Below are 19,223 nucleotides of genomic sequence, written 5' to 3'. Positions count from 1 at the left end.
TATGCTTTTTTCCCGTAAGACGGTTTCCAAGCGTCACCTGCTGCTGATCGCGGCCGGTTTCAGCACCGTGTTGACCGGTTGCGCCACGTCGCCGTCCTCCAAGGTCGCGTCGAGCACCAAGGTCGAGTACTACCCGAACTGCTACGAGCCGGTGCAGCACCTGCGCGCGACGGATTCGGACATGACCAAGTCGGTCGTCACCGGCGCGGCCCTCGGCGCTGCCGGCGGTGCACTGCTGGGCGCGCTGACCGGCGACTCCGACAAGCGCGGCCGTAACGCCGCCATCGGTGCTGCGGGCGGTGCCCTGGCCGGCGGCGCGGCGGGTTACTACACCGAGCGTCAAAAGCAGATCACCGATGACAACCAGCGCATCGCGTCGTACTCCACCGACTTCAACAAAAGCGCCGCCGACATCGACCGCAGCACCGCGTACGCCAAGGCGTCCCAGCAGTGCTACCAGAGCGCATTCACCAAGCTGGTGAATGATCGCAAGGCCAAGACCGTCAACGACACCGAAGGCCGCAAGCGCCTGGCGGAAATCGTAGCGGGCTTGAAGGAGTCGAATGACCTGATCGTCGCGGTCAACGGCAAAGCCAGCGAAGACCTGAACAACTACACCCAGGCTTACGAGAAAGACCTGCAACAAGTGGGTGTGCAGCGCAACGACGTGGTGACGGTAGCGACCGCCGACACGACGTCGCCAGTGGTGCCGGCCAAAGGCAAGAAAGCCGTGAAACCGGCGAAGAAGCCCGTGTTGCCAACCGTGCCGAAAGAAGCGGTGACCACCGAGAAGAGCATCCAGACCGTGCAGGCCAAGCAAGCTGAAAGCAAGCAGGTCGCCAGCGCCGGTAAGGCGCAGATCGAAGGCACTTGCCGCGATCCAAACCTCGCCGACTGGGCGCCGGTACCTTGCCCTAACGTTTAAGTAACATGTTGCTATAAGCGTTAAACGCCAGCCGATCTCCTGCTAAAGCGCGAGATCGGTGGCGTTCTTTAAGCAAATCGTTACACTGCTGCGGCCACTTAATAATTACACCGAGGCCGTGTGCATGAAATTTCGTCTTCTGCTGTGGGTGCTGGGCCTGATGATGGGCAAAGCCAGCCGCACCAATCCTGCCTTTCAGCAACAGCTGGGTGACAAAGACCTGGCGTTCCAGTTGCAGACCCTCGACGGCAAGGTTGCCCGTCACTTCATCGTCAAAGACCAGCGCATCACCAGCCGCTCGGGTATTCACCCAGCGCCCGCATTTGCTATCGCCTTCAAGGATGCCGCCTACGGCTTCGCCACGATGCAGGCGAAAAACAAGCAACTGGCGTTCATGACGGGGATTCAGGACAAGTCGATCCAGATCAAGGGCAACCCGGCGCTGGTGATCTGGTTTCAGGGGCTGACCAAGTATTTGAAGCCGCGCAAGAAGAAGGTGGGTTAGTTGTTCTCGGTGCTCGGGGCATCGCGTGCCCCGGGCGCCTGATATCAAGGAAGTGCATTTTTATTTATAAATCATATTAGCGTTGTTCCATTCTCCCTGGACTCTGACCTTTTTCTCTTCAGGCTGGCTCTCGATGGTGATGTTGCTACGCTTAGAGCTTCCATGAAGGCGAACGCTGGCCCATACAGTTTTATCTACTTGAATGTTGGTCTTGCCAGTGTAAACCGTAATATCCACGTCGCCAGCGGCAGCACGTATCGTGTCCTCGGTTCCTGATGAGTATATTACAGTCCGTTTGGGGGAGTATTTGGGGATGTCGGTGGAAAAAAAGTTATTTCCGTCGCCGCCATGAAGCGTGCTCTCGCCAGTGCCTCCGAACATTTTATCGTTGCCGAGTCCGCCGCGTACGAGCCCTCCACCCGTGCCGAGTTGTACGTGGTCATCACCAGGGCCTGCTTCCACATTAGCCGCGCCGCCTCCCGTTTGTACAAAATCGTCACCGGGTCCTGTTTCTATGCTGGCAAAGACTTTAACGTTGTCATCAATCCTTACATCATCCCGGTAGCGGCCTGTAGTGATCTCGAGCGTACTCAGCTCGGAGTTTGGGATATTTAACGGATACGGTTTGCCGTTAATAAACGCGACTACGTTGTTATTATCGTCTTTTTTAATCCTGATGTCGGCCCGTTGATGGATAACGCTAATGCTGACGACAGGGCCTTTTAAATTACGACCGTGGACAATCTTAACGGCAGGTTTCTGCTTGGGTGTAGGCGGGTTGTACGGTGTAGGAACAGGTGCGGGAATCGAAGGCGAAATAAGCGTCATACGAGGGCTCCAAGTAGGAAAAGGGTAAGTACCCAGTGAAGAAAGGGTTTGGCAATGAGCGACTGAAGTCATACGCACTCTGTGTGTCTGAGTGCAGGGCGGTAGTTCCGGTTTATTCATTTCCGGATGTTGTATTTCTTGTAATCTCGGGGCAGTGAAGGCCCCGAGGGTCTGTCGCGCCGGGGTGTTTAGCCTGGTGCGTTTGCGCGTATTCGACGGTCCTTAGTGGGGTCCTTCCGAAGTGCGTAATCCACATATCCAGTGGAACCCTTGTCCTCGATGAGTTCAGTATTGCCGGCACTTTCATAAATTTCGAGTCGGACATCTAACTCGCGGTGTAACCGTATTGATGTAAATTGGGCCTTGATCTGAATCCACGTTTCGCTGGAGCGAACCTCGATATTGTCCCTTGTTCCATCGGCGGCTATCCCGGTATGAGTTGAATCGCTTGGTGTACCGCCTTTTATAGTATTGGTCCCCGCGCCACCTAGAAGATAGTTAAGGCCAGTCCCGCCCTCTATCGTGTCGTCACCGTCTTCACCGTATAAGACACCCCCGCCGGGGCCCAGACTGCCTTTATCGTTTCCTTCGCCTAGATGTACCTCAGTGTAGCCACCTCCCGTATTAACGGTGTCTTGACCGGGCCCGGTATCAACATTTACAGCCACTTTTACGTTAGGGGCTATCGTTACTTTATCATTGCCGCCGCCGGTTTCTATATGCAGTTTACCCAGGGAAGACGCATCCATGTCCAACTTGACCGAGATGCCATTGATGACGGCAACAACTCGGTTGTTTATAACTTTTATGTCGATCGTATCATCCGCGTGCCCTGTATAAATTTTTATGTCGGAAGCAGGATGGTAATCACGCCCTTCAGCGTTAACTGGCGCTTTCGGATCCGGAGTCGTTATCACCAGTACAGACCAATATTCGTCTCTTCTAGGGGTGAGGGTGCCGTTCACATTTATAGACGGTGCGGTGGCTGTTGGTGGCGGATATATACTTACGCCTAAGTTGGAAATAGAGTTCATTTTAGCGATTCCGGAACTGTGTTAGTAGGAAAGTTTACTTGCATTCCTTATGTGGGTAGATAACTTCCGAGCGTTCCGCGCTATATGCTTCTCATTGTTTCAAAGGTATGTAGGTTTAATGACTTTCATTGCAGTATGTGTGTCAAAGTTGCTTTCGCCTACCTTGTAGGCGACTAATAATTAGCGGGTGTTCTTGGTGCGATTCAGGACAAATCGATCCAGCTCCAAGGCAGCCCGGTGCTGACCACGTATCTGAAGTCGGAGAAAAAGAAGAAGGTTTGAGGGGGTTATTCAGGTGTACCGAGTTGAATTCATCGCAGGCAAGCCAGCTCCCACATATGACTGCATTCCAAAGGCGGAACTCGGTCGAATGTGGGAGCTGGTTTGCCTGCGATAACGGTTTATCAGGCGAAACAGTTAGCCCTGGCTGAACTGCGAGGCCAGCTCACGCAACAGCACCTCGGCATCCAACACCTTGCCGACCACTTCGTCAGCCTTGTCACGGCTCAAGCCCAAACGCTCAAGCAGTGCGTCCGGGATCGCTTCATCCGGCCCGGAGCCGATGCCACGGCTGCGCAGCAGGCGCACGGCCAGGCACACCAGGTTCGGGTACTCGGCATATTGCCCGTCGTAGGTCGGATCGTGCTGGAAGCGCAGGGCGGTGGACAGTTCGTCCGGCATGTCCCAGTAGCGCATCAGCCAGGCGCCGATCTGTTCGCGGCTGATGCCCAGCAAGTGTTGCTCGACATAGCTGTGGCACAGGTGCGGGTTGACCTCCAGGTGGCGGCAGATCAGCGAGAAGTGCGGCGGGAACACGTGGGCCAGCAGCAGGTAACCGAAGTTGTGCAGCAGGCCGGCCAGGTAAGTCAGGCCGGCTTCCGGGCGCTGGGCGCGCGGCATGGCGCGGGTCAGGCCTTCGATCACGGCGGCGGTGTAGATCGACTGGTGCCAGTAAGGCGTGGACTGGTGCGGATGGTCTTTGGGCAGGCTCAGGGTTTTACCCAGGGCCAGGCCCAGCGCCAAATTGATCACCAGGTCAAAGCCCAGCACACGCACGATGGCGTCTTCCACTGAACGAATTTTGCCGGGCGAGGCGTAGTACGGCGACGCGGCCCAACTCACCACCTGGGCGGCCAGGGCCGGGTCGGTTTCCACCACGCCGGTGATGTCATCGATGGTGGCGTTGGGGTCGACGCGCAGCTTAATGATCTTCTGCGCGGTGTCGGCCAGCGGCGGAATCTCGATGGTCGCTTCCAGACGTTGCTGGATGCGGCGGGCGGTAAAGGCCTGCATCGCCTGGGTGATTTCCTCGCGGTCATCATTCGGGCGGTCGAGGTTGGGACGGATGTTGCTCAAGGGCTCGCCGAAGTGACCGGCGCTGGCCTTGGTGAGCATGGTCTTGAAGTCGTCGCTGGCGATTTCGAGCAGCAGCCCGGCTTCACCCGAATGCACCAGCAGGCTCGGCTCGCTGAGCAGGCTGCCTTCGTACAGGCACGGCGAGCTGGTCAGCGCGGGCAGGCCCGGCAGCAGGCTCAGGTCATGCTTGGCCAGCATGCGCTCGACGCGGTCCGGTGACACCGCTGTGAGGCGGCGGCCGGTCAGTTCGGCGAGGCGGTTGAGGTCGAGCAACTGGCTCTGCGGGAACAGCACCATGAGTGCGCCAACGGCATCTTCCAGCAGCACCGCCTGGACCTTTTGCGCGGGATTCAGGCCAGCCTGTTCGGCGACTTCCGTGTAGGGGATGGCGAGCTTTGCGAGCAGAGCCCGAATGACCGGCGGGGCGGTCAGTGGGGCTGTGGCGAGGGCTACTTCTGACATGGCCTGATCCAATTGCGTACAGTCAACGAAGTATAACCAGCTTGATACAACTGTTGGTCGACTAAGTGAGTCAGGCGTCACACTTGGCCGTATTGCTGCCCATGCCGTAGCCAGCGATCCAGTAACGGGCTGACATGTTCCGGCCAGCGTTCGAGCAGTGCTTGCGCCGCGTCACGCACGGCGGGCAACAGGTCGGCGTCGCGCATCAGGTCGGCAACCTTGAACTGCAGCAGCCCGGTCTGGCGAGTGCCGAGCATTTCGCCGGGGCCGCGCAGCTCCAGGTCCTTTTCGGCGATGACAAAACCGTCGTTGGTTTCACGCATGATGCCCAGGCGCTGACGGCCAATCTGTGACAGCGGCGGGTGGTAGAGCAGCACGCAGTGGCTGGCGGCACTGCCCCGGCCGACGCGGCCGCGCAATTGGTGCAGCTGGGCGAGGCCCAGGCGCTCGGGGTTTTCGATAATCATCAGGCTGGCATTCGGCACGTCCACGCCGACTTCGATCACCGTGGTGGCCACCAGCAGCTGCAAGTTGCCGGCCTTGAACTCGGCCATGACGGCGGCTTTTTCTGCGGGCTTCATGCGGCCGTGGATCAGCCCTACCTTGAGCTCACCCAGCGCACTGGTGAGGTCTTCAAAGGTGGTTTCGGCGGCCTGGCAGGTCAGCTCTTCGGACTCTTCAATCAGCGTGCACACCCAGTAGGCCTGGCGGCCTTCCGCGCAGGCGCCACGCACGCGCTCGATCACTTCCACGCGCCGGGTGTCGGTGACCAGCACGGTGTTGACCGGGGTACGACCCGGCGGCAGTTCATCGAGGATCGAGGTATCGAGGTCGGCATAGGCGCTCATCGCCAGGGTGCGCGGGATCGGCGTGGCGGTCATGATCAACTGGTGCGGGTTCATCCGGCCGCCTACGCCTTTCTGGCGCAGGGCCAAACGTTGCTGCACGCCGAAACGGTGCTGTTCGTCGATGATCACGAGTGCGAGGTTCTTGAACTGCACTTCGTCCTGGAACAGTGCGTGGGTGCCGACCACCATCGGTGCGCCACCGGCGATTTGTTCCAGCGCTGCCGCGCGGACCTTGCCCTTGAGCTTGCCGGCCAGCCACGCCACTTCCAGGCCCAAGGGTTCGAGCCAGCGCTTGAAGGTGATGAAGTGCTGTTCGGCAAGAATCTCGGTGGGCGCCATCAGCGCCACTTGGTAGCCGGCTTCCAGTGCTTGCAAGGCGGCGAGGGCGGCGACCACGGTCTTGCCCGCGCCCACGTCGCCCTGGATCAGGCGCAGCATCGGTTCGTGCTGGCTCAGGTCATAGGCGATTTCATTGCCAACCCGCTGCTGGGCGCCGGTCGGCGCGAAGCCGAGGTTGGCCAGGTATTGCGCAGGCAGGCGCGTGGCCTTGGGCATCGCCGGTGCGCGCAGGGAGCGCATGCTTTCACGCAGGCGCTGTTGGGACAGTTGATGTGTCAGCAGTTCTTCGAAGGCCAGGCGATGCTGTGCCCAGTGATGACCCAGTGCGAGTTCGTCGACATCGGCGTCGGCGGGCGGGTGATGCAGGTAGCGGATTGCATCGTCCAGCGGCGCCAGCTGGTAGTCGCGGGCCAGTTCCACCGGCAGCCAGTCGGGCAGGCTTTTCGGGCCGAGCATCGTCAGGGTCTGCATGCACAATTGGCGCAGGCGTTGTTGGGTCAGGCCTTCGGTCAGCGGGTAGATCGGTGTGAGGGTGGTGTCCACCGGCGGCGGCTCGTCGCCGGTAATGGCGCGGTATTCCGGGTGGTAAATCTCCAGGCCCGACGCGCCAGGCCGGGCCTCACCGTAGCAGCGCACGCGAGTGCCGCGCTTGAGGCCTTCCTTTTGTGCGTTGCTGAAATGATAGAAGCGCAGGCTCAGGCCTCCGGTGCCGTCCTGCAGGCGCACGACCAGGCTGCGGCGCTTGCCCATCACTACGTCAGCGCCACTGACGGTGCCTTCGACCACCGCGTCTTGCCCAGGGCGCAACTGGCCGATGGGCACTACGCGGGTGCGGTCCTGATAGCGCAGGGGCAGGTGAAACAGTACATCCTGGAGGTTCTCCAGGCCGACCTTGGCCAATTTCTCGGCCATGGCCTCACCGACACCCTTGAGTGCGGTTACCGACACCTGCGACAACTCGGTCATACGTTTACTTAGCTCGCAGCAGGCGGCTTGGCCACCGAACACAGGCGGATCGAGTCGGCCAGGATTTCAATGGCTTTCGGGCGTGGGAAGCTGGCGCGCCAGGCGATGGCCACGGTGCGGAACGGCACCGGTGGCGTGAGTGGGCGCACTTCGATCACGCCGGGGGCGTAGTGATGGCTGTCCACTGCCGACAGCGGCAGTATCGAAATACCCAGGCCGGAAGCCACCATGTGGCGAATGGTTTCCAGGGAGCTGGATTCCACGGTGGTGTGCTTGGCGCCGTCATTGCCCTTGGTCAGCGTCGGGCAGGCTTCGAGTACCTGGTCGCGGAAGCAATGGCCTTCGCCGAGCAGCAGCAGGCTCTTGTCGTTGAGCAGGCCGGCGTCGATGGTGTCTTTTTGCGTCCACGGGTGGGAGGCCGGCATCAACACGTAGAACGGCTCGTCGTAGAGCGGCAGGGTCAGCACGTCCGCCTCGTTGAACGGCAGGGCGATGATGATCGCGTCCAGCTCACCGTTGCGCAGTTTGTCGCGCAGTACGTGGGTGAAGTTTTCTTCGATATACAGCGGCATCTGCGGCGCGACGCGGTGCAGTTGCGGAATCAAGTGCGGGAACAGGTACGGGCCGACGGTGTAGATGGCGCCGACTTTGAGCGGTGCGGTCAGCTGGTTCTTGCCGGCCTGGGCCAGCTCGCGAATGCTTTGGGCTTGTTCCAGCACCTTTTGGGCCTGGGCGACAATGCCTTCGCCCACTGGCGTGAGGCGCACGGCGCTCTTGCTGCGCTCGAAAATCAGCACACCGAGTTCGTCTTCAAGCTTTTTCACACCCACCGACAGCGTCGGCTGGCTGACGTGGCAACGCTCGGCCGCGTGGCCGAAGTGCTGCTCTTGGGCGAGGGTCACGATGTAGCGTAATTCTGTAAGAGTCATAGCGGGCGTCCATGAGGTTGCGAGCCAAGCATACCGGCTGCAATCGATAGACGCACGTTATCAGAACTTTGGTGGGGATTGAGCGGGGAGTGCGGAGGATTTAGCTGAAAGATGGGTTTTTAGAGGCAATTAAATCAAATGTGGGAGCGGGCTTGCCCGCGATACAGACACCTCGATCTATCCATCAGACCGTGGTGATGCTATCGCAGGCAAGCCAGCTCCCACACAATCCAGCTGCTACACGAGCCAGCTCCCGTTTGCCGCTTAGCGGCGGCGCTTCTCGATGTTGTAAACGAATGGCGCGACGATTTCGACGCTGCCGCCTTTCAACATGTCGGCCGGTGGCTTGGGCAGTGGCTGGGCACGACGAATCATGTCCAGGGTTGCACGGTCCAGGTCGGCGTTGCCGGAGCGGCCCACCAGCTCGTAGGACAGCACGTTGCCTTCAGCATCGACCACAAAGCGCAGGCGGTTCAAGCCTTCCTTGCCACGCTGTTGGGCGCCTGGCGGGTACTTTTTGTACTTCTGCAAGTGCGCCAGCAAGGTGCCTTCCCAGGACGCTTTGGCTGCGACCTGTGCTGGCGACGGGCCGGGCACCGGTTGAGCGGATTTTTCTGCTGGTGCGTTGGTCTGCGGGGTTTCGCTCGGCGGGTCCTCGGAAGGTTTTTCCTTGGGCGGCTCGGGCTTTTTCTCCACAGGCTTTGGCGGCTGAGGTTTGGGCTTGGGCTTGACCGGCTTGGGCACCTGGATCGTTGGCTTGGGCGCCTCGGCCAGTTTCGGCAGGGGCAGCTCTTCCACCGGGGCAGGCGGCTGCGGCGGCGTGACCACCTTTGGCGGCGCCGGAGGCGGCGGTGCCGGCAGCGGCGCCAGGTCGATGACCATGGCGGCCGGTGGCAACGTCACCTGGTGCGGCGCGGACCATTGAAGCGCGATGATGATCGCGACGGCATGCACGCCCAGCACGACGGCGAGGCTGGTGCCATAACGCGTCAGTTTGTGGCGCGTCGTGATCATTTCTTGGCTGCCGTCTCAAGTCCGACCAGGCCGACCTTGAGGTAGCCGGCTGCCCGCAGGGCATCCATCACGCTCATCAGGTCGCCGTAGTCCACGCCTTTATCGGCCTGGAAGAAGATCGTCGTGTCTTTCTTGCCTTGGGTCTTGGCATCGAGCACCGGCCCCAGGGTTTCAGCTTTGACTTCTTCTTCGCCCAGGAACAGGCGTTGGTCCGCCTTGACGCTGAGGAAGATCGGTTTCTCTGGCCGCGGCGCAGGCTTGGCGCTGGACGCGGGCAGGTCGACCTTGATGTCCACGGTCGCCAGCGGTGCCGCCACCATGAAGATGATCAGCAGCACCAGCATCACGTCGATAAACGGCGTGACGTTGATTTCGTGGTTCTCGACGAGGTCGTCGTCGCCTTGATTCAAATGCAGGCCCATGGCCGATTACCCCACTTTCACCATGTGCGGTTGCGAGCTGCGCTCGGTAGGCAGGTGATCGAGGTCGCGGCTGACCAGCAGCAGGACTTCTGCCGACGCGTCCGATACCTGAGCCTTGTAGCCGGCAATCGAACGGGCGAAGACGTTGTAGATCACCACCGCAGGAATGGCGGCAACCAGGCCCAGGGCGGTTGCCAGCAGGGCTTCGGCGATGCCTGGGGCAACGACGGCGAGGTTGGTGGTCTGGGTTTTGGCGATGCCGATGAAGCTGTTCATGATGCCCCACACGGTGCCGAACAGGCCGACGAAAGGCGCGGTGGAACCGATAGTGGCGAGTACGCCGGTGCCGCTGCTCATGTTACGACCGCAGGCCGCAACCAGGCGCTCCAGGCGGAAGCTGACACGTTCCTTGATGCCTTCTTTTTCGCGGGTGTTGACCGACAGGCGCATTTCTTCCAGCGCGTCGTGTACCAGCAGGTTGGCCAGGGTGCCCTTCTTGGTCGCAGTGTCGCTGGCTTCCTTGAGGGTGGTGGCTTTTTTCAGATGGACGATTTCAGTGCGCAGGCGACGCTTGGCGCCCAGCAGCTCGAAGCCCTTGGCGATCCAGATGGTCCAGGTGATGATCGAGGCGATGGCCAGGCCGATCATCACGGCTTTCACCACCACGTCAGCATTCTGGTACATGCCCCACGGCGACAGGTCATGGGCCATGCCCAGGCTGTTGTCTTCTTCCAGCACCACGCCGGAGTCGTCGGCAGGTGCTGGCGTTGCAGCCTGGGCCGGGTCGGTAGCGACGGGCGCGGCAGCAGGCGCAGCGGGGGTTGCTGCATTGTGCTCGGCGGCAGCCGGAGCGGCTGGGGCAGTAGCGTCAGCGAACGCAGCGGTCGGTGCCAGCATTACGCTGAACAGCAACGCAGCAATCGCACGCCAGGCGCGGGATGGGCTGTGAGGCTTGGTTGGCGAAGCGGGGTTTGTATTACGTGTCATGCTGGCCGGACCTGAGAGAAAAAAATGAGTGATCGTCCTGCCAGACCCTGATGGGTCGAGGACAAATGGGCGGTTATTATTGCAAGTAATTCTTGTTAACAAAAGTAATACAGTTACTTAATTTGTCCTTTTGCTGGTCGCTGGTCCTCTTCGGCGGCTAATCTGCGCCTTTAAGAATGGAGTTTTATGATGTCTGCGCCTTCTGTTGTGATTGCCGGTTGCGGCGATGTGGGTAGTCGGCTGGCTAGCCAATTGCTGGCCTCGGGCTGGGAGGTTCATGGCCTGCGCCGCGACGTTTCGCGGCTTCCCGAGGGTGTCATCGGCATCGCCGGCGACCTGTTCAAAAAGGATTGCCCGGACACCTGGCCGATCGGCGGGGTGGATTACCTGGTGTATTGCGCCGCTGCCACCGACCACGATGAGGCCGGCTATCGCGCGGCGTACGTGCAAGGGTTGCAGCATGTGTTGGAGTGGCTGGGCGACTACGGTCAGGCGCCCAAGCATTTACTGTTTGTGTCCAGCAGCAGCGTGTATGGCCAGCAAAACGGTGAGTGGGTCGACGAAACGTCCGACACGCAGGCGAAGGGCTATTCCGGCCTAGTCATGCTGGAAGCCGAGCAAGTGGCGCTTAATAGTGGCATCCCGGCAAGTATCGTGCGGTTGACCGGAATCTACGGCCCCGGCCGCGAAAGGCTGCTGACCCAAGTGCGCCAAGGCTATCGCGTGGCGGTTGATCCACCTTTATATGGCAACCGGATTCATGCGGATGACGCGGCGGGCCTGTTGGCGTTTTTGTTGCGGCATGTGGAGCAGGGCGGCTCGTTGGATAAGATCTACATCGGTGTAGACGACGCGCCCGCGCCATTGGCGGAGGTCGTGGCTTGGTTACACGATTATCTGGGCGTGACCGAGTGGGACGACGACGCCAGTGTGCGTCGTGCGGGCAGCAAGCAATGCAGCAATGCCCGAGCCAAGGCGCTGGGCTGGGTGCCGACGTATCCGAGTTATCGCGAAGGGTATGCAGCGATTCTGAAGGGCTGAAGCGCGGCCAAAAAAAATGTGGGAGCTGGCTTGCCAGCTCCCACATTCAGTTTAGCGTGAGGCTGTTTATTTCTTTTCCAGCAGCCACTGACGTGGGCCAGGCGTAAACGAAGGCACTTCATCCGTTTGCGCCGTGTTCACTGCCTGGAAAATTTCCAGCTGCTTGCCCTTGCGCACAAAGATCCACGGGTTGCCCTGGCCGTTCAGTTGCAGCCAGATGCTGTCGTAGCCGCCGCTCATGGAGGCGCAGTCACCCGCCAGGCACAGCGAGTACCGATCGACGCCTGGCAAACCGGCGACCTTGCCGTCAGCCTGGAACTGTACCGTGGCGCCATCACCATTGCCGTCGGTGATTTTCCAGTCGCCGCCCATGTAGGCTGCGTACAGTGCGCGCTCGAAGTTGGCACCCAGTGGCGCACCTTCGGGGGCTGGGTCTTTGGCGCGGGCGAAGAGTTGCTCAGGCTCGTTGTCGTTGGCCACTTGCAGCAGTTGTTTGCCTTTACGCTTGAGTTCGGTGGCGGAGCTGCCGTAAAAATCGACACTCCAGGCGCCGGGCTTTTCACTCAGCAGCTTGCCTTCGGCGACTTCAAAACCATTGTAGTAGCGCGCCTGCGAAGCCTTGGTGTTGACCTCCCATTCGAGGTTCGGGCCATAGGTTTGCAGGGCTTCACGCAAAGGGCCGCCCTTGGCTGCCGCATTGATGGCGGCCTGGTTGATCCAGGTGCCGCTCACGTCCAGGTCGGCGGGGTTGCTGGCACAGCCGCCGAGCAACAGGGCAAGCGTTGATAAGGCAACTAGCGCTTTGCGCATTACGAAATCCTTCTGAAACGAAGTCGACGCAGCCTGTGAAGGCTGCGCCGGGTGTTTTACTCGATGACCAGAATCGCGTCCATCTCAACCTGTGCGCCCTTTGGCAGGGCGGCCACGCCGATGGCGGCGCGGGCTGGGTACGGCTGTTCGAAGTACTTGCCCATGATCTCGTTGACCTTGGCGAAGTGGCTCAGGTCGGTGAGGAAGATGTTCAGCTTGACGATGTCCTTGAACGAACCGCCGGCCGCTTCGGCAACCGACTTGAGGTTTTCGAAGACCTGGACGGTTTGTGCTTCAAAGCCTTCAACCAGTTCCATGGTCTTTGGGTCGAGCGGGATCTGGCCGGACATGTAGACGGTATTGCCCGCCTTGATCGCCTGGGAGTAAGTACCGATGGCGGCAGGGGCCTTGTCGCTGGTGATAACAGTCTTGGTCATGAGTGACTCCTTGTAAGAGATCGGCTATGCACGCATGCGGGTGATGCGAATCACCCCGGTCAGGGCGCGCAGTTTCTTGATCACGCGAGCCAGGTGCACGCGGTCGTGCACGCTGACGACCAGCTGGACCACGCTGATGCGGCCATCGCGCTCATCCATGCTGATCTTCTCGATATTGCCGTCGGCCGCGTTGACGCTGCTGGCCAGCAGGGCGATCAGGCCGCGCTGGTGCTCCAGCTCGACGCGCAGCTCGACGTTGAATTCGCCGGTCACATCCTTGGCCCAGGAGAGCTGGATGCATTTCTCGGGGTTGTGACGGATTTCAGTGATATTGCGGCAGTTGTCCAAGTGCACAACCATGCCCTTGCCGGCAGACAGGTGCCCAACAATCGGGTCGCCCGGGATCGGCGTGCAGCACTTGGCGTAGCTGAGCACCAGGCCCTCGGTGCCGCGAATTGCCAGCGGGCCTTCGGGGCTTGGCAATTGTTCGCCTTCGCCGAGCAGGCGACGGGCGACCACGTAGGCCATGCGGTTGCCCAGGCCGATATCTTCCAGCAGGTCTTCGATGGTTTCCTGGCGATACTCGTGGAGCATCGCTTGCACGCGCTCGGCCGGGATTTTCTCCAGGGCGCTGTCGAAACCGTTGAGCACCTTGTTCAGCAGGCGTTCGCCGAGGCTGATGGATTCGGAGCGACGTTGCAATTTGAGCGCATGGCGGATGTGTGTGCGCGCCTTGCCGGTGACCACAAAGTTGAGCCAGGCCGGGTTGGGGCGTGCGCCGGGCGCGCTGACGATCTCGACCGTGGACCCGCTTTGCAGCGGTTCGGACAGCGGCGCGAGACGACGGTTGATCCGGCAGGCAATGCAGCTGTTGCCGACGTCGGTGTGTACCGCGTAGGCAAAGTCGACCGCCGTGGAGCCCTTGGGCAACTCCATGATCCGGCCTTTGGGCGTGAACACATAGACCTCGTCCGGGAACAGGTCGATCTTCACGCTTTCGATAAATTCCAGGGAGTTGCCGGCACGTTGCTGCATTTCCAGCACGCCTTTGACCCACTGACGGGCGCGGGCATGCGTGCCCTTCGGCTGTTCGTCGCTGCTGGATTTGTACAGCCAATGGGCGGCAATGCCGTTGTTGGCCATCTCTTCCATTTCGCGAGTACGAATCTGGATCTCGATCGGCACCCCGTGCATACCGAACAGCGTGGTATGCAGCGACTGATAGCCGTTGGCCTTGGGAATCGCGATGTAGTCCTTGAAGCGGCCGGGCAGGGGTTTGTACAAATTATGTACAGCGCCCAGCACGCGGTAGCAGGTGTCGACCTTGTCGACGATGATGCGGAACGCGTACACGTCCATGATCTCGTTGAAGGCGCGACGCTTGCCGCGCATCTTCTTGTAGATGCCATAGATGTGTTTTTGCCGGCCACTGACTTCGCCTTCAATCTCGTCGATCGCCAGGCAATGGCTCAGCGACTCTTCGATCTTGTTGACGATTTCCTTGCGGTTGCCCCGCGCACGCTTGACCGCCTGGTAGATGCGCGCCGAACGCATCGGGTGCATGGCCTTGAAGCCGAGGTCTTCGAATTCGATACGAATGGCATGCATGCCCAGCCGGTTGGCGATGGGCGCGTAGATTTCCAGGGTTTCCTTGGCGATGCGCCGACGTTTTTCGCCGGACAGCACTTCCAGCGTACGCATGTTGTGCAGCCGGTCGGCCAGTTTGACCAGGATCACCCGAATGTCTCGGGCCATGGCCATGGCCATCTTCTGGAAGTTTTCCGCCTGGGCTTCGGCCTTGGTCTCGAAGTTCATCTGGGTCAGTTTGCTGACCCCATCGACCAGTTCGGCCACGGTTTCGCCAAATTGTGCGCTGAGCGCTTCCTTGGCAATGCCGGTGTCTTCGATCACGTCATGCAGCATCGCGGCCATCAAGCTCTGATGGTCCATGTGCATGTCGGCAAGAATATTTGCCACGGCAAGAGGATGCGTGACATACGCCTCGCCGCTGCGGCGGCGTTGACCGTCGTGGGCTTGTTCGGCGTAGAAATACGCTCGGCGGACCAGGTTGACCTGGTCTGGGCCGAGGTAGGTCGATAAGCGATCGGCGAGGGCGTCTATGCTCGGCAAAGTGTTAACTCCTGCCGTTGGCTGTGACCCCGCGCCGTGCTACGTCGACCAGGCATAGGCTTAGACGGCCTCGTTGGACTCGTCCTCGAACGCTGCAAACAGCGGTTCGTCTTCAACGATTTCGGCGTTGGCGATGAACTCGTAGCTCATCAGGCCTTCAGCGATTTCACGCAGGGCGACAACGGTAGGCTTGTCGTTTTCCCACTGGACCAGGGGCTCTTTGCCGCCAGTGGCCAGTTGACGGGCACGCTTGGTAGAGAGCATGACCAGCTCAAAGCGGTTATCCACGTGTTCTAGGCAGTCTTCAACGGTTACGCGGGCCATGGTATTCCTCGGAGCGAATGCAAGATGCGCGCTGCCCGGTTGGGCGAGCGGACTGAACAGTTTAAAAAATCACCAGCGTTTAGGGAAGCGCTGATTTTTCCCGCGCCCTCGCAAAACTGCTACAAGTGCCAATGTAAAGCCCTTGCAGCGGTTTTGGGAAGGGCCAATCAGCCAAGCAGTTCGGCGAGTAATTTGCCAAAACGCTGCTGTTGGCGCTTTTGCTGGAGCTGATTGGTGCGGAAAATCGCCTTCAAATCGTCCAGGGCGTGGGCGAAATCGTCGTTGATGATCAGGTAGTCGTAGTCGACGTAGTGGCTCATCTCGCTGACGGCTTCACGCATGCGGCCTTCGATGATTTCGTCGCTGTCCTGGCCGCGATTGGTCAGGCGCTGGTGCAAGGCTTCAAGCGAAGGCGGCAGGATGAAGATCGAGCGCGCTTTGGGCATCAGCTGACGCACTTGCTCGGCGCCCTGCCAGTCGATTTCCAGGATCAGGTCGTGGCCTTCGTCCAGGGTCTGCTGCAGGTGGCTTTGCGAGGTGCCGTAAAGGTTGCCGAACACTTCGGCACGCTCCAGGAAGTCGCCGTGTTCGATCATCTTCACGAACTCGGTGCGCTCGACGAAGTGATAGTGCACGCCGTTCACCTCGCCCGGGCGCATGGCGCGGGTGGTGTGCGAGACCGAGATGCGGATCTGCTCGTCAGCGTCGGTCAACGCCTTGACCAGGCTGCTCTTGCCCGCGCCCGAGGGGGCGGAAATGATGTAAAGGGTGCCGGTGCTGTGGGTCATGAAAGTTGCCTTACTCTATATTCTGTACTTGTTCGCGCATCTGCTCGATCAACACTTTGAGGTTGACCGCAGCCGTGGTGCTGCGCGGGTCAAATGCCTTGGAGCCGAGTGTATTGGCTTCGCGGTTGAGTTCCTGCATCAGGAAGTCCAGGCGCCGACCAGCGGCACCGGCGGACTTGAGCACGCGGCGCACTTCGAGGATGTGGGTACTCAGGCGGTCGAGCTCTTCGGCCACGTCGCTCTTCTGCGCCAGCAGGACCATTTCCTGCTCCAGGCGCGTCGGGTCGAGGTCGGCCTTCATGTCGGTGAAGCGATCGAGGACCTTTTGACGTTGGGTAGCGAGCATCTGCGGCACCAACTCGCGCAGAGTGACCACGTCGGCTTCGATCGACGTCAGGCGTTCATTGATCAGGCGCGCCAGTTCGGCGCCTTCACGTTCGCGGCCGGCCTTTAGCTCCTTCAAACCCTGGGTGAACAGGGCCAGGGCTTCGGCATTCAGCGCTTGCGGGTCGGTGGCGTCGGCCACCAGCACGCCGGGCCAGGCCAGCACTTCCAGCGGGTTCAGCGCGGCAGGTTGTTTGATCAGGCCGGCGATGGTTTCGGCGGCGGCGACCAGTTGCGCGGCGCGGTCGCGGTCGACCTGCAGCGGCTTGCCGGTGGTTTCCTCGGTAAAACGCAGGGTGCATTCCAGCTTGCCGCGGGAAATGCCCTGGCGCAGTGCTTCACGCACGGCGCCTTCGAGGTCGCGGAAGGATTCCGGCAAGCGCAGGTGCGGCTCCAGGTAGCGGCTGTTGACCGAGCGCAGTTCCCAGCTCAGGGTGCCTTGGGCGCCGGCTTTTTCGACGCGGGCGAAGGCGGTCATGCTGTGCACCATGGAGGTACCTCGCGATGCAGTCCCGTAAATACGGGCTGATGGGTAAATTGAAGCCGACAGGCTGCGAAGGCGCAGGATTGTAGCGCAGTGAGACGAGCGCGCCCAAACAATGGGCGCCAGGCTAGTCATTCGTAACCGAATTTTTTAGAAGTGCCCCGAATCGGTTCACGGCTCTATAATGCTCGGCAGTTTTTCGTCCTCCGTACAGGTATCCCCTATGAAACGTCCAAGTGGTCGCGCTGCCGATCAGCTCCGCTCGATCCGCATCACCCGCAACTACACCAAACACGCCGAGGGATCTGTACTGGTCGAGTTTGGCGATACCAAGGTGATCTGCACCGTCAGCGTCGAAAACGGCGTGCCGCGCTTCCTCAAGGGCCAGGGCCAGGGTTGGTTGACCGCCGAATACGGCATGCTGCCGCGCGCCACCGGCGAGCGTAACCAGCGTGAAGCCAGCCGCGGCAAACAAGGCGGCCGCACCCTGGAAATCCAGCGCCTGATCGGTCGTTCCCTGCGCGCAGCGCTGGACATGTCCAAGCTGGGCGACGTGACCCTGTATGTCGACTGCGACGTGATCCAGGCTGACGGCGGCACCCGCACCGCTTCCATCACCGGCGCCATGGTGGCCCTGGTGGACGCACTCAAAGTGATCAAGAAACGCGGCGGCCTTAAAGCCGGCGACCCGCTCAAGCAGATGATTGCTGCCGTGTCGGTCGGCATGTACCAGGGCGAGCCTGTGCTGGACCTGGACTACCTGGAAGACTCGGCTGCCGAGACCGACCTGAACGTGGTAATGACCAACACCGGCGGTTTCATCGAAGTGCAGGGCACCGCTGAAGGCGCGCCATTCCAGCCGGCCGACCTGAACGCTATGCTGGCCCTGGCTCAGAAAGGCATGACCGAAATCTTTGAACTGCAGAAGGCCGCATTGGCTGACTGAACCCGCCTCAAGGAGAAACGCCATGAATGACAGCCAGCAACCCGTGCCGACGCCTTCCTACGAAGTGCGTCAAGGCGCAATGTTGTGCCATCTCGCGGCGTTTCTGGGGTTTGTGTTCCCCTTCGGCAGTGTCATCGGGCCGCTGATCCTGTGGCAAATGAAGAGGGAAGTGGACCCGTTCATTGACGATCAGGGCAAGGAAGCCTTGAACTTCCAGATCACCGTGGCCATTGCCTGGATGGTGTGCTTCGTGCTGGCCTTCGCGATTATGGGTCTTTTCCTGATGACTGCTTTGGTAATCGCGACAGTGGTGCTGACCATCATCGGTTCGGTCAAGGCCAACAAGGGCATCGCTTATCGCTATCCCTTTGCCTGGCGGCTGGTCAAATAATGAGCGCCCACAAAAAAACCGACAGCGATGTCGGTTTTTTTGTGCCTGGAAAAAGACCTTAGATGGTCAGTGTCCAGTCGTAGTCCACGATCAGCGGCGCATGCTGCGAGAAGCGCGGCTGACGTGGCAGGCGTGCGCTGCGAACAAAGCGGCGCAGGCCCGGCGTCAGCAGCTGGTAGTCGAAACGCCAGCCCAGGTTGAGCATCTCAGCCTGTTCGTTATCCGGCCACCAGCTGTACTGGTCGCCTTCACGGCTGACTTCGCGCAAGGCATCGACATAACCCATGTTGCCGACAATCTCGTCCATCCAGGCCCGTTCCGGCGCCAGGAAGCCCGGGGATTGCTGGCTGTCGCGCCAGTTCTTGATATCCAGCTTCTGTTGCGCCACGTACAGCGAGCCACAGTAAATGTACTCGCGACGTTTACGCCGCTGTTTATCCAGATAACGGGCGAAGTCGTCCATTAGCTTGAACTTCTGGTTCAAGTCTTCATCGCCGTTCTGCCCCGAAGGGAGCAGCAAGGTCGCGATGCTGACCTTGTCGAAATCGGCTTGCAGGTAGCGCCCGTAGCGGTCGGCTGTCTCGAAGCCGAGGCCGCTGATGACCGCCTTGGGTTGCAACCGTGAGTACAGAGCCACGCCACCTTGGGCAGGGACTTCGGCATCACAGGCATAAAGGAAGTAGCCATCCAGTTGGAAGGCTGGGTCGTCCAGTTCAAAGGCGGAGGCGCGGGTGTCCTGCAGGCAGATGACGTCGGCATTCTGTGCTTGCAGCCAACTGAGCAAACCACGCTCGACTGCAGCCTGAATACCATTGACGTTCACACTGATGATCCGCATAAATGGCCCCAAAAATCGCGTGCGTGTATGATACA

General features: G+C 60.2%; 20 protein-coding genes. 5 read left to right on the top strand and 15 right to left on the bottom strand.

What is annotated here, in order from left to right:
- Nucleotide 1 precedes the first annotated feature (1 nt).
- Both tagQ and HX783_RS09245 read left to right on the top strand, forming a co-directional pair.
- Nucleotides 2-925 (top strand): type VI secretion system-associated lipoprotein TagQ, encoded by a 924-nt coding sequence (gene tagQ / locus HX783_RS09250; RefSeq protein ID WP_177016701.1) that lies wholly within the window; start codon nt 2-4, stop codon nt 923-925.
- 124 nt (nt 926-1,049) lie between these two features.
- The gene (locus HX783_RS09245) at nt 1,050-1,430 is read left to right on the top strand and encodes a helicase (RefSeq protein WP_177016700.1); all 381 of its coding nucleotides are present in this window, start codon (nt 1,050-1,052) and stop codon (nt 1,428-1,430) included.
- A 60-nt stretch (nt 1,431-1,490) separates the two neighbouring features.
- Here the strand turns inward: HX783_RS09245 and HX783_RS09240 are convergent, their stop codons facing one another.
- The 8 genes from HX783_RS09240 to exbB all read right to left on the bottom strand — a co-directional run bounded on the left by HX783_RS09240 (nt 1,491) and on the right by exbB (nt 10,615).
- Nucleotides 1,491-2,258 carry a hypothetical protein gene (locus HX783_RS09240; RefSeq protein WP_177016699.1) on the bottom strand — a complete coding sequence of 256 codons (768 nt, stop codon included), beginning with the start codon at nt 2,256-2,258 and terminating at the stop codon, nt 1,491-1,493.
- 188 nt (nt 2,259-2,446) lie between these two features.
- Entirely contained in the window at nt 2,447-3,292 is an 846-nt protein-coding gene (locus HX783_RS09235; protein ID WP_177016698.1) for a calcium-binding protein, read from the bottom strand.
- A gap of 417 nt (nt 3,293-3,709) precedes the next feature.
- Nucleotides 3,710-5,110 (bottom strand): aminoacyl-tRNA deacylase and HDOD domain-containing protein, encoded by a 1,401-nt coding sequence (locus HX783_RS09230; RefSeq protein ID WP_177016697.1) that lies wholly within the window; start codon nt 5,108-5,110, stop codon nt 3,710-3,712.
- 77 nt (nt 5,111-5,187) lie between these two features.
- On the bottom strand, nt 5,188-7,263 hold the full coding sequence (recG, locus tag HX783_RS09225) for an ATP-dependent DNA helicase RecG (protein ID WP_177016696.1): 2,076 nt from the start codon (nt 7,261-7,263) through the stop codon (nt 5,188-5,190).
- Between the two features lie 8 nt (nt 7,264-7,271).
- Nucleotides 7,272-8,192 (bottom strand): hydrogen peroxide-inducible genes activator, encoded by a 921-nt coding sequence (locus HX783_RS09220; protein ID WP_015886540.1) that lies wholly within the window; start codon nt 8,190-8,192, stop codon nt 7,272-7,274.
- 264 nt (nt 8,193-8,456) lie between these two features.
- A complete protein-coding gene (locus HX783_RS09215; protein ID WP_159961024.1) occupies nt 8,457-9,206 on the bottom strand; it encodes an energy transducer TonB in 750 nt (249 codons plus the stop codon).
- Nucleotides 9,203-9,628: a TonB system transport protein ExbD gene (gene exbD, locus HX783_RS09210; protein ID WP_083356107.1), complete on the bottom strand. Its 426-nt coding sequence runs from the start codon at nt 9,626-9,628 to the stop codon at nt 9,203-9,205. The genes HX783_RS09215 and exbD overlap by 4 nt, the downstream gene beginning before the upstream one ends.
- A gap of 6 nt (nt 9,629-9,634) precedes the next feature.
- Complete coding sequence (gene exbB, locus HX783_RS09205; protein WP_177016695.1) at nt 9,635-10,615, bottom strand: tonB-system energizer ExbB; 981 nt, start codon at nt 10,613-10,615, stop codon at nt 9,635-9,637.
- A gap of 189 nt (nt 10,616-10,804) precedes the next feature.
- Here exbB and HX783_RS09200 point away from each other — a divergent pair, with 189 nt between their 5' ends.
- A complete protein-coding gene (locus tag HX783_RS09200) occupies nt 10,805-11,656 on the top strand; it encodes an SDR family oxidoreductase (protein WP_177016694.1) in 852 nt (283 codons plus the stop codon).
- A gap of 66 nt (nt 11,657-11,722) precedes the next feature.
- Here HX783_RS09200 and HX783_RS09195 read toward each other — a convergent pair whose 3' ends face one another.
- The 6 genes from HX783_RS09195 to HX783_RS09170 form a co-directional block, all read right to left on the bottom strand.
- A complete protein-coding gene (locus HX783_RS09195; RefSeq protein ID WP_177016693.1) occupies nt 11,723-12,466 on the bottom strand; it encodes a hypothetical protein in 744 nt (247 codons plus the stop codon).
- 56 nt (nt 12,467-12,522) lie between these two features.
- Complete coding sequence (locus tag HX783_RS09190) at nt 12,523-12,903, bottom strand: RidA family protein (RefSeq protein ID WP_003176922.1); 381 nt, start codon at nt 12,901-12,903, stop codon at nt 12,523-12,525.
- A 24-nt stretch (nt 12,904-12,927) separates the two neighbouring features.
- On the bottom strand, nt 12,928-15,033 hold the full coding sequence (gene spoT, locus HX783_RS09185) for a bifunctional GTP diphosphokinase/guanosine-3',5'-bis pyrophosphate 3'-pyrophosphohydrolase (protein WP_177016692.1): 2,106 nt from the start codon (nt 15,031-15,033) through the stop codon (nt 12,928-12,930).
- A 60-nt stretch (nt 15,034-15,093) separates the two neighbouring features.
- A complete protein-coding gene (gene rpoZ, locus HX783_RS09180; RefSeq protein ID WP_003176920.1) occupies nt 15,094-15,357 on the bottom strand; it encodes a DNA-directed RNA polymerase subunit omega in 264 nt (87 codons plus the stop codon).
- Nucleotides 15,358-15,524: 167 nt separating this feature from the next.
- Nucleotides 15,525-16,145, bottom strand: a complete 621-nt coding sequence (gmk, locus tag HX783_RS09175) for a guanylate kinase (RefSeq protein ID WP_010168203.1) — start codon at nt 16,143-16,145, stop codon at nt 15,525-15,527.
- A gap of 10 nt (nt 16,146-16,155) precedes the next feature.
- On the bottom strand, nt 16,156-17,019 hold the full coding sequence (locus HX783_RS09170; protein WP_159961014.1) for a YicC/YloC family endoribonuclease: 864 nt from the start codon (nt 17,017-17,019) through the stop codon (nt 16,156-16,158).
- 217 nt (nt 17,020-17,236) lie between these two features.
- Between HX783_RS09170 and rph the strand changes: the two genes are divergently transcribed.
- A complete protein-coding gene (gene rph / locus HX783_RS09165) occupies nt 17,237-17,959 on the top strand; it encodes a ribonuclease PH (RefSeq protein ID WP_177016691.1) in 723 nt (240 codons plus the stop codon).
- A 22-nt stretch (nt 17,960-17,981) separates the two neighbouring features.
- On the top strand, nt 17,982-18,350 hold the full coding sequence (locus HX783_RS09160; protein WP_177016690.1) for a DUF4870 domain-containing protein: 369 nt from the start codon (nt 17,982-17,984) through the stop codon (nt 18,348-18,350).
- 58 nt (nt 18,351-18,408) lie between these two features.
- Here HX783_RS09160 and HX783_RS09155 read toward each other — a convergent pair whose 3' ends face one another.
- On the bottom strand, nt 18,409-19,188 hold the full coding sequence (locus HX783_RS09155; protein ID WP_003176915.1) for an exodeoxyribonuclease III: 780 nt from the start codon (nt 19,186-19,188) through the stop codon (nt 18,409-18,411).
- Between the last annotated feature and the right edge of the window lie 35 nt (nt 19,189-19,223).

Origin of the sequence: Pseudomonas sp. D2002, assembly GCF_013385735.1 — a bacterium.
Taxonomy (GTDB): domain Bacteria; phylum Pseudomonadota; class Gammaproteobacteria; order Pseudomonadales; family Pseudomonadaceae; genus Aquipseudomonas.
The sequence above is the reverse complement of the archived record's forward strand: the minus strand, read 5'-3'. Positions and strand labels throughout refer to the sequence as shown.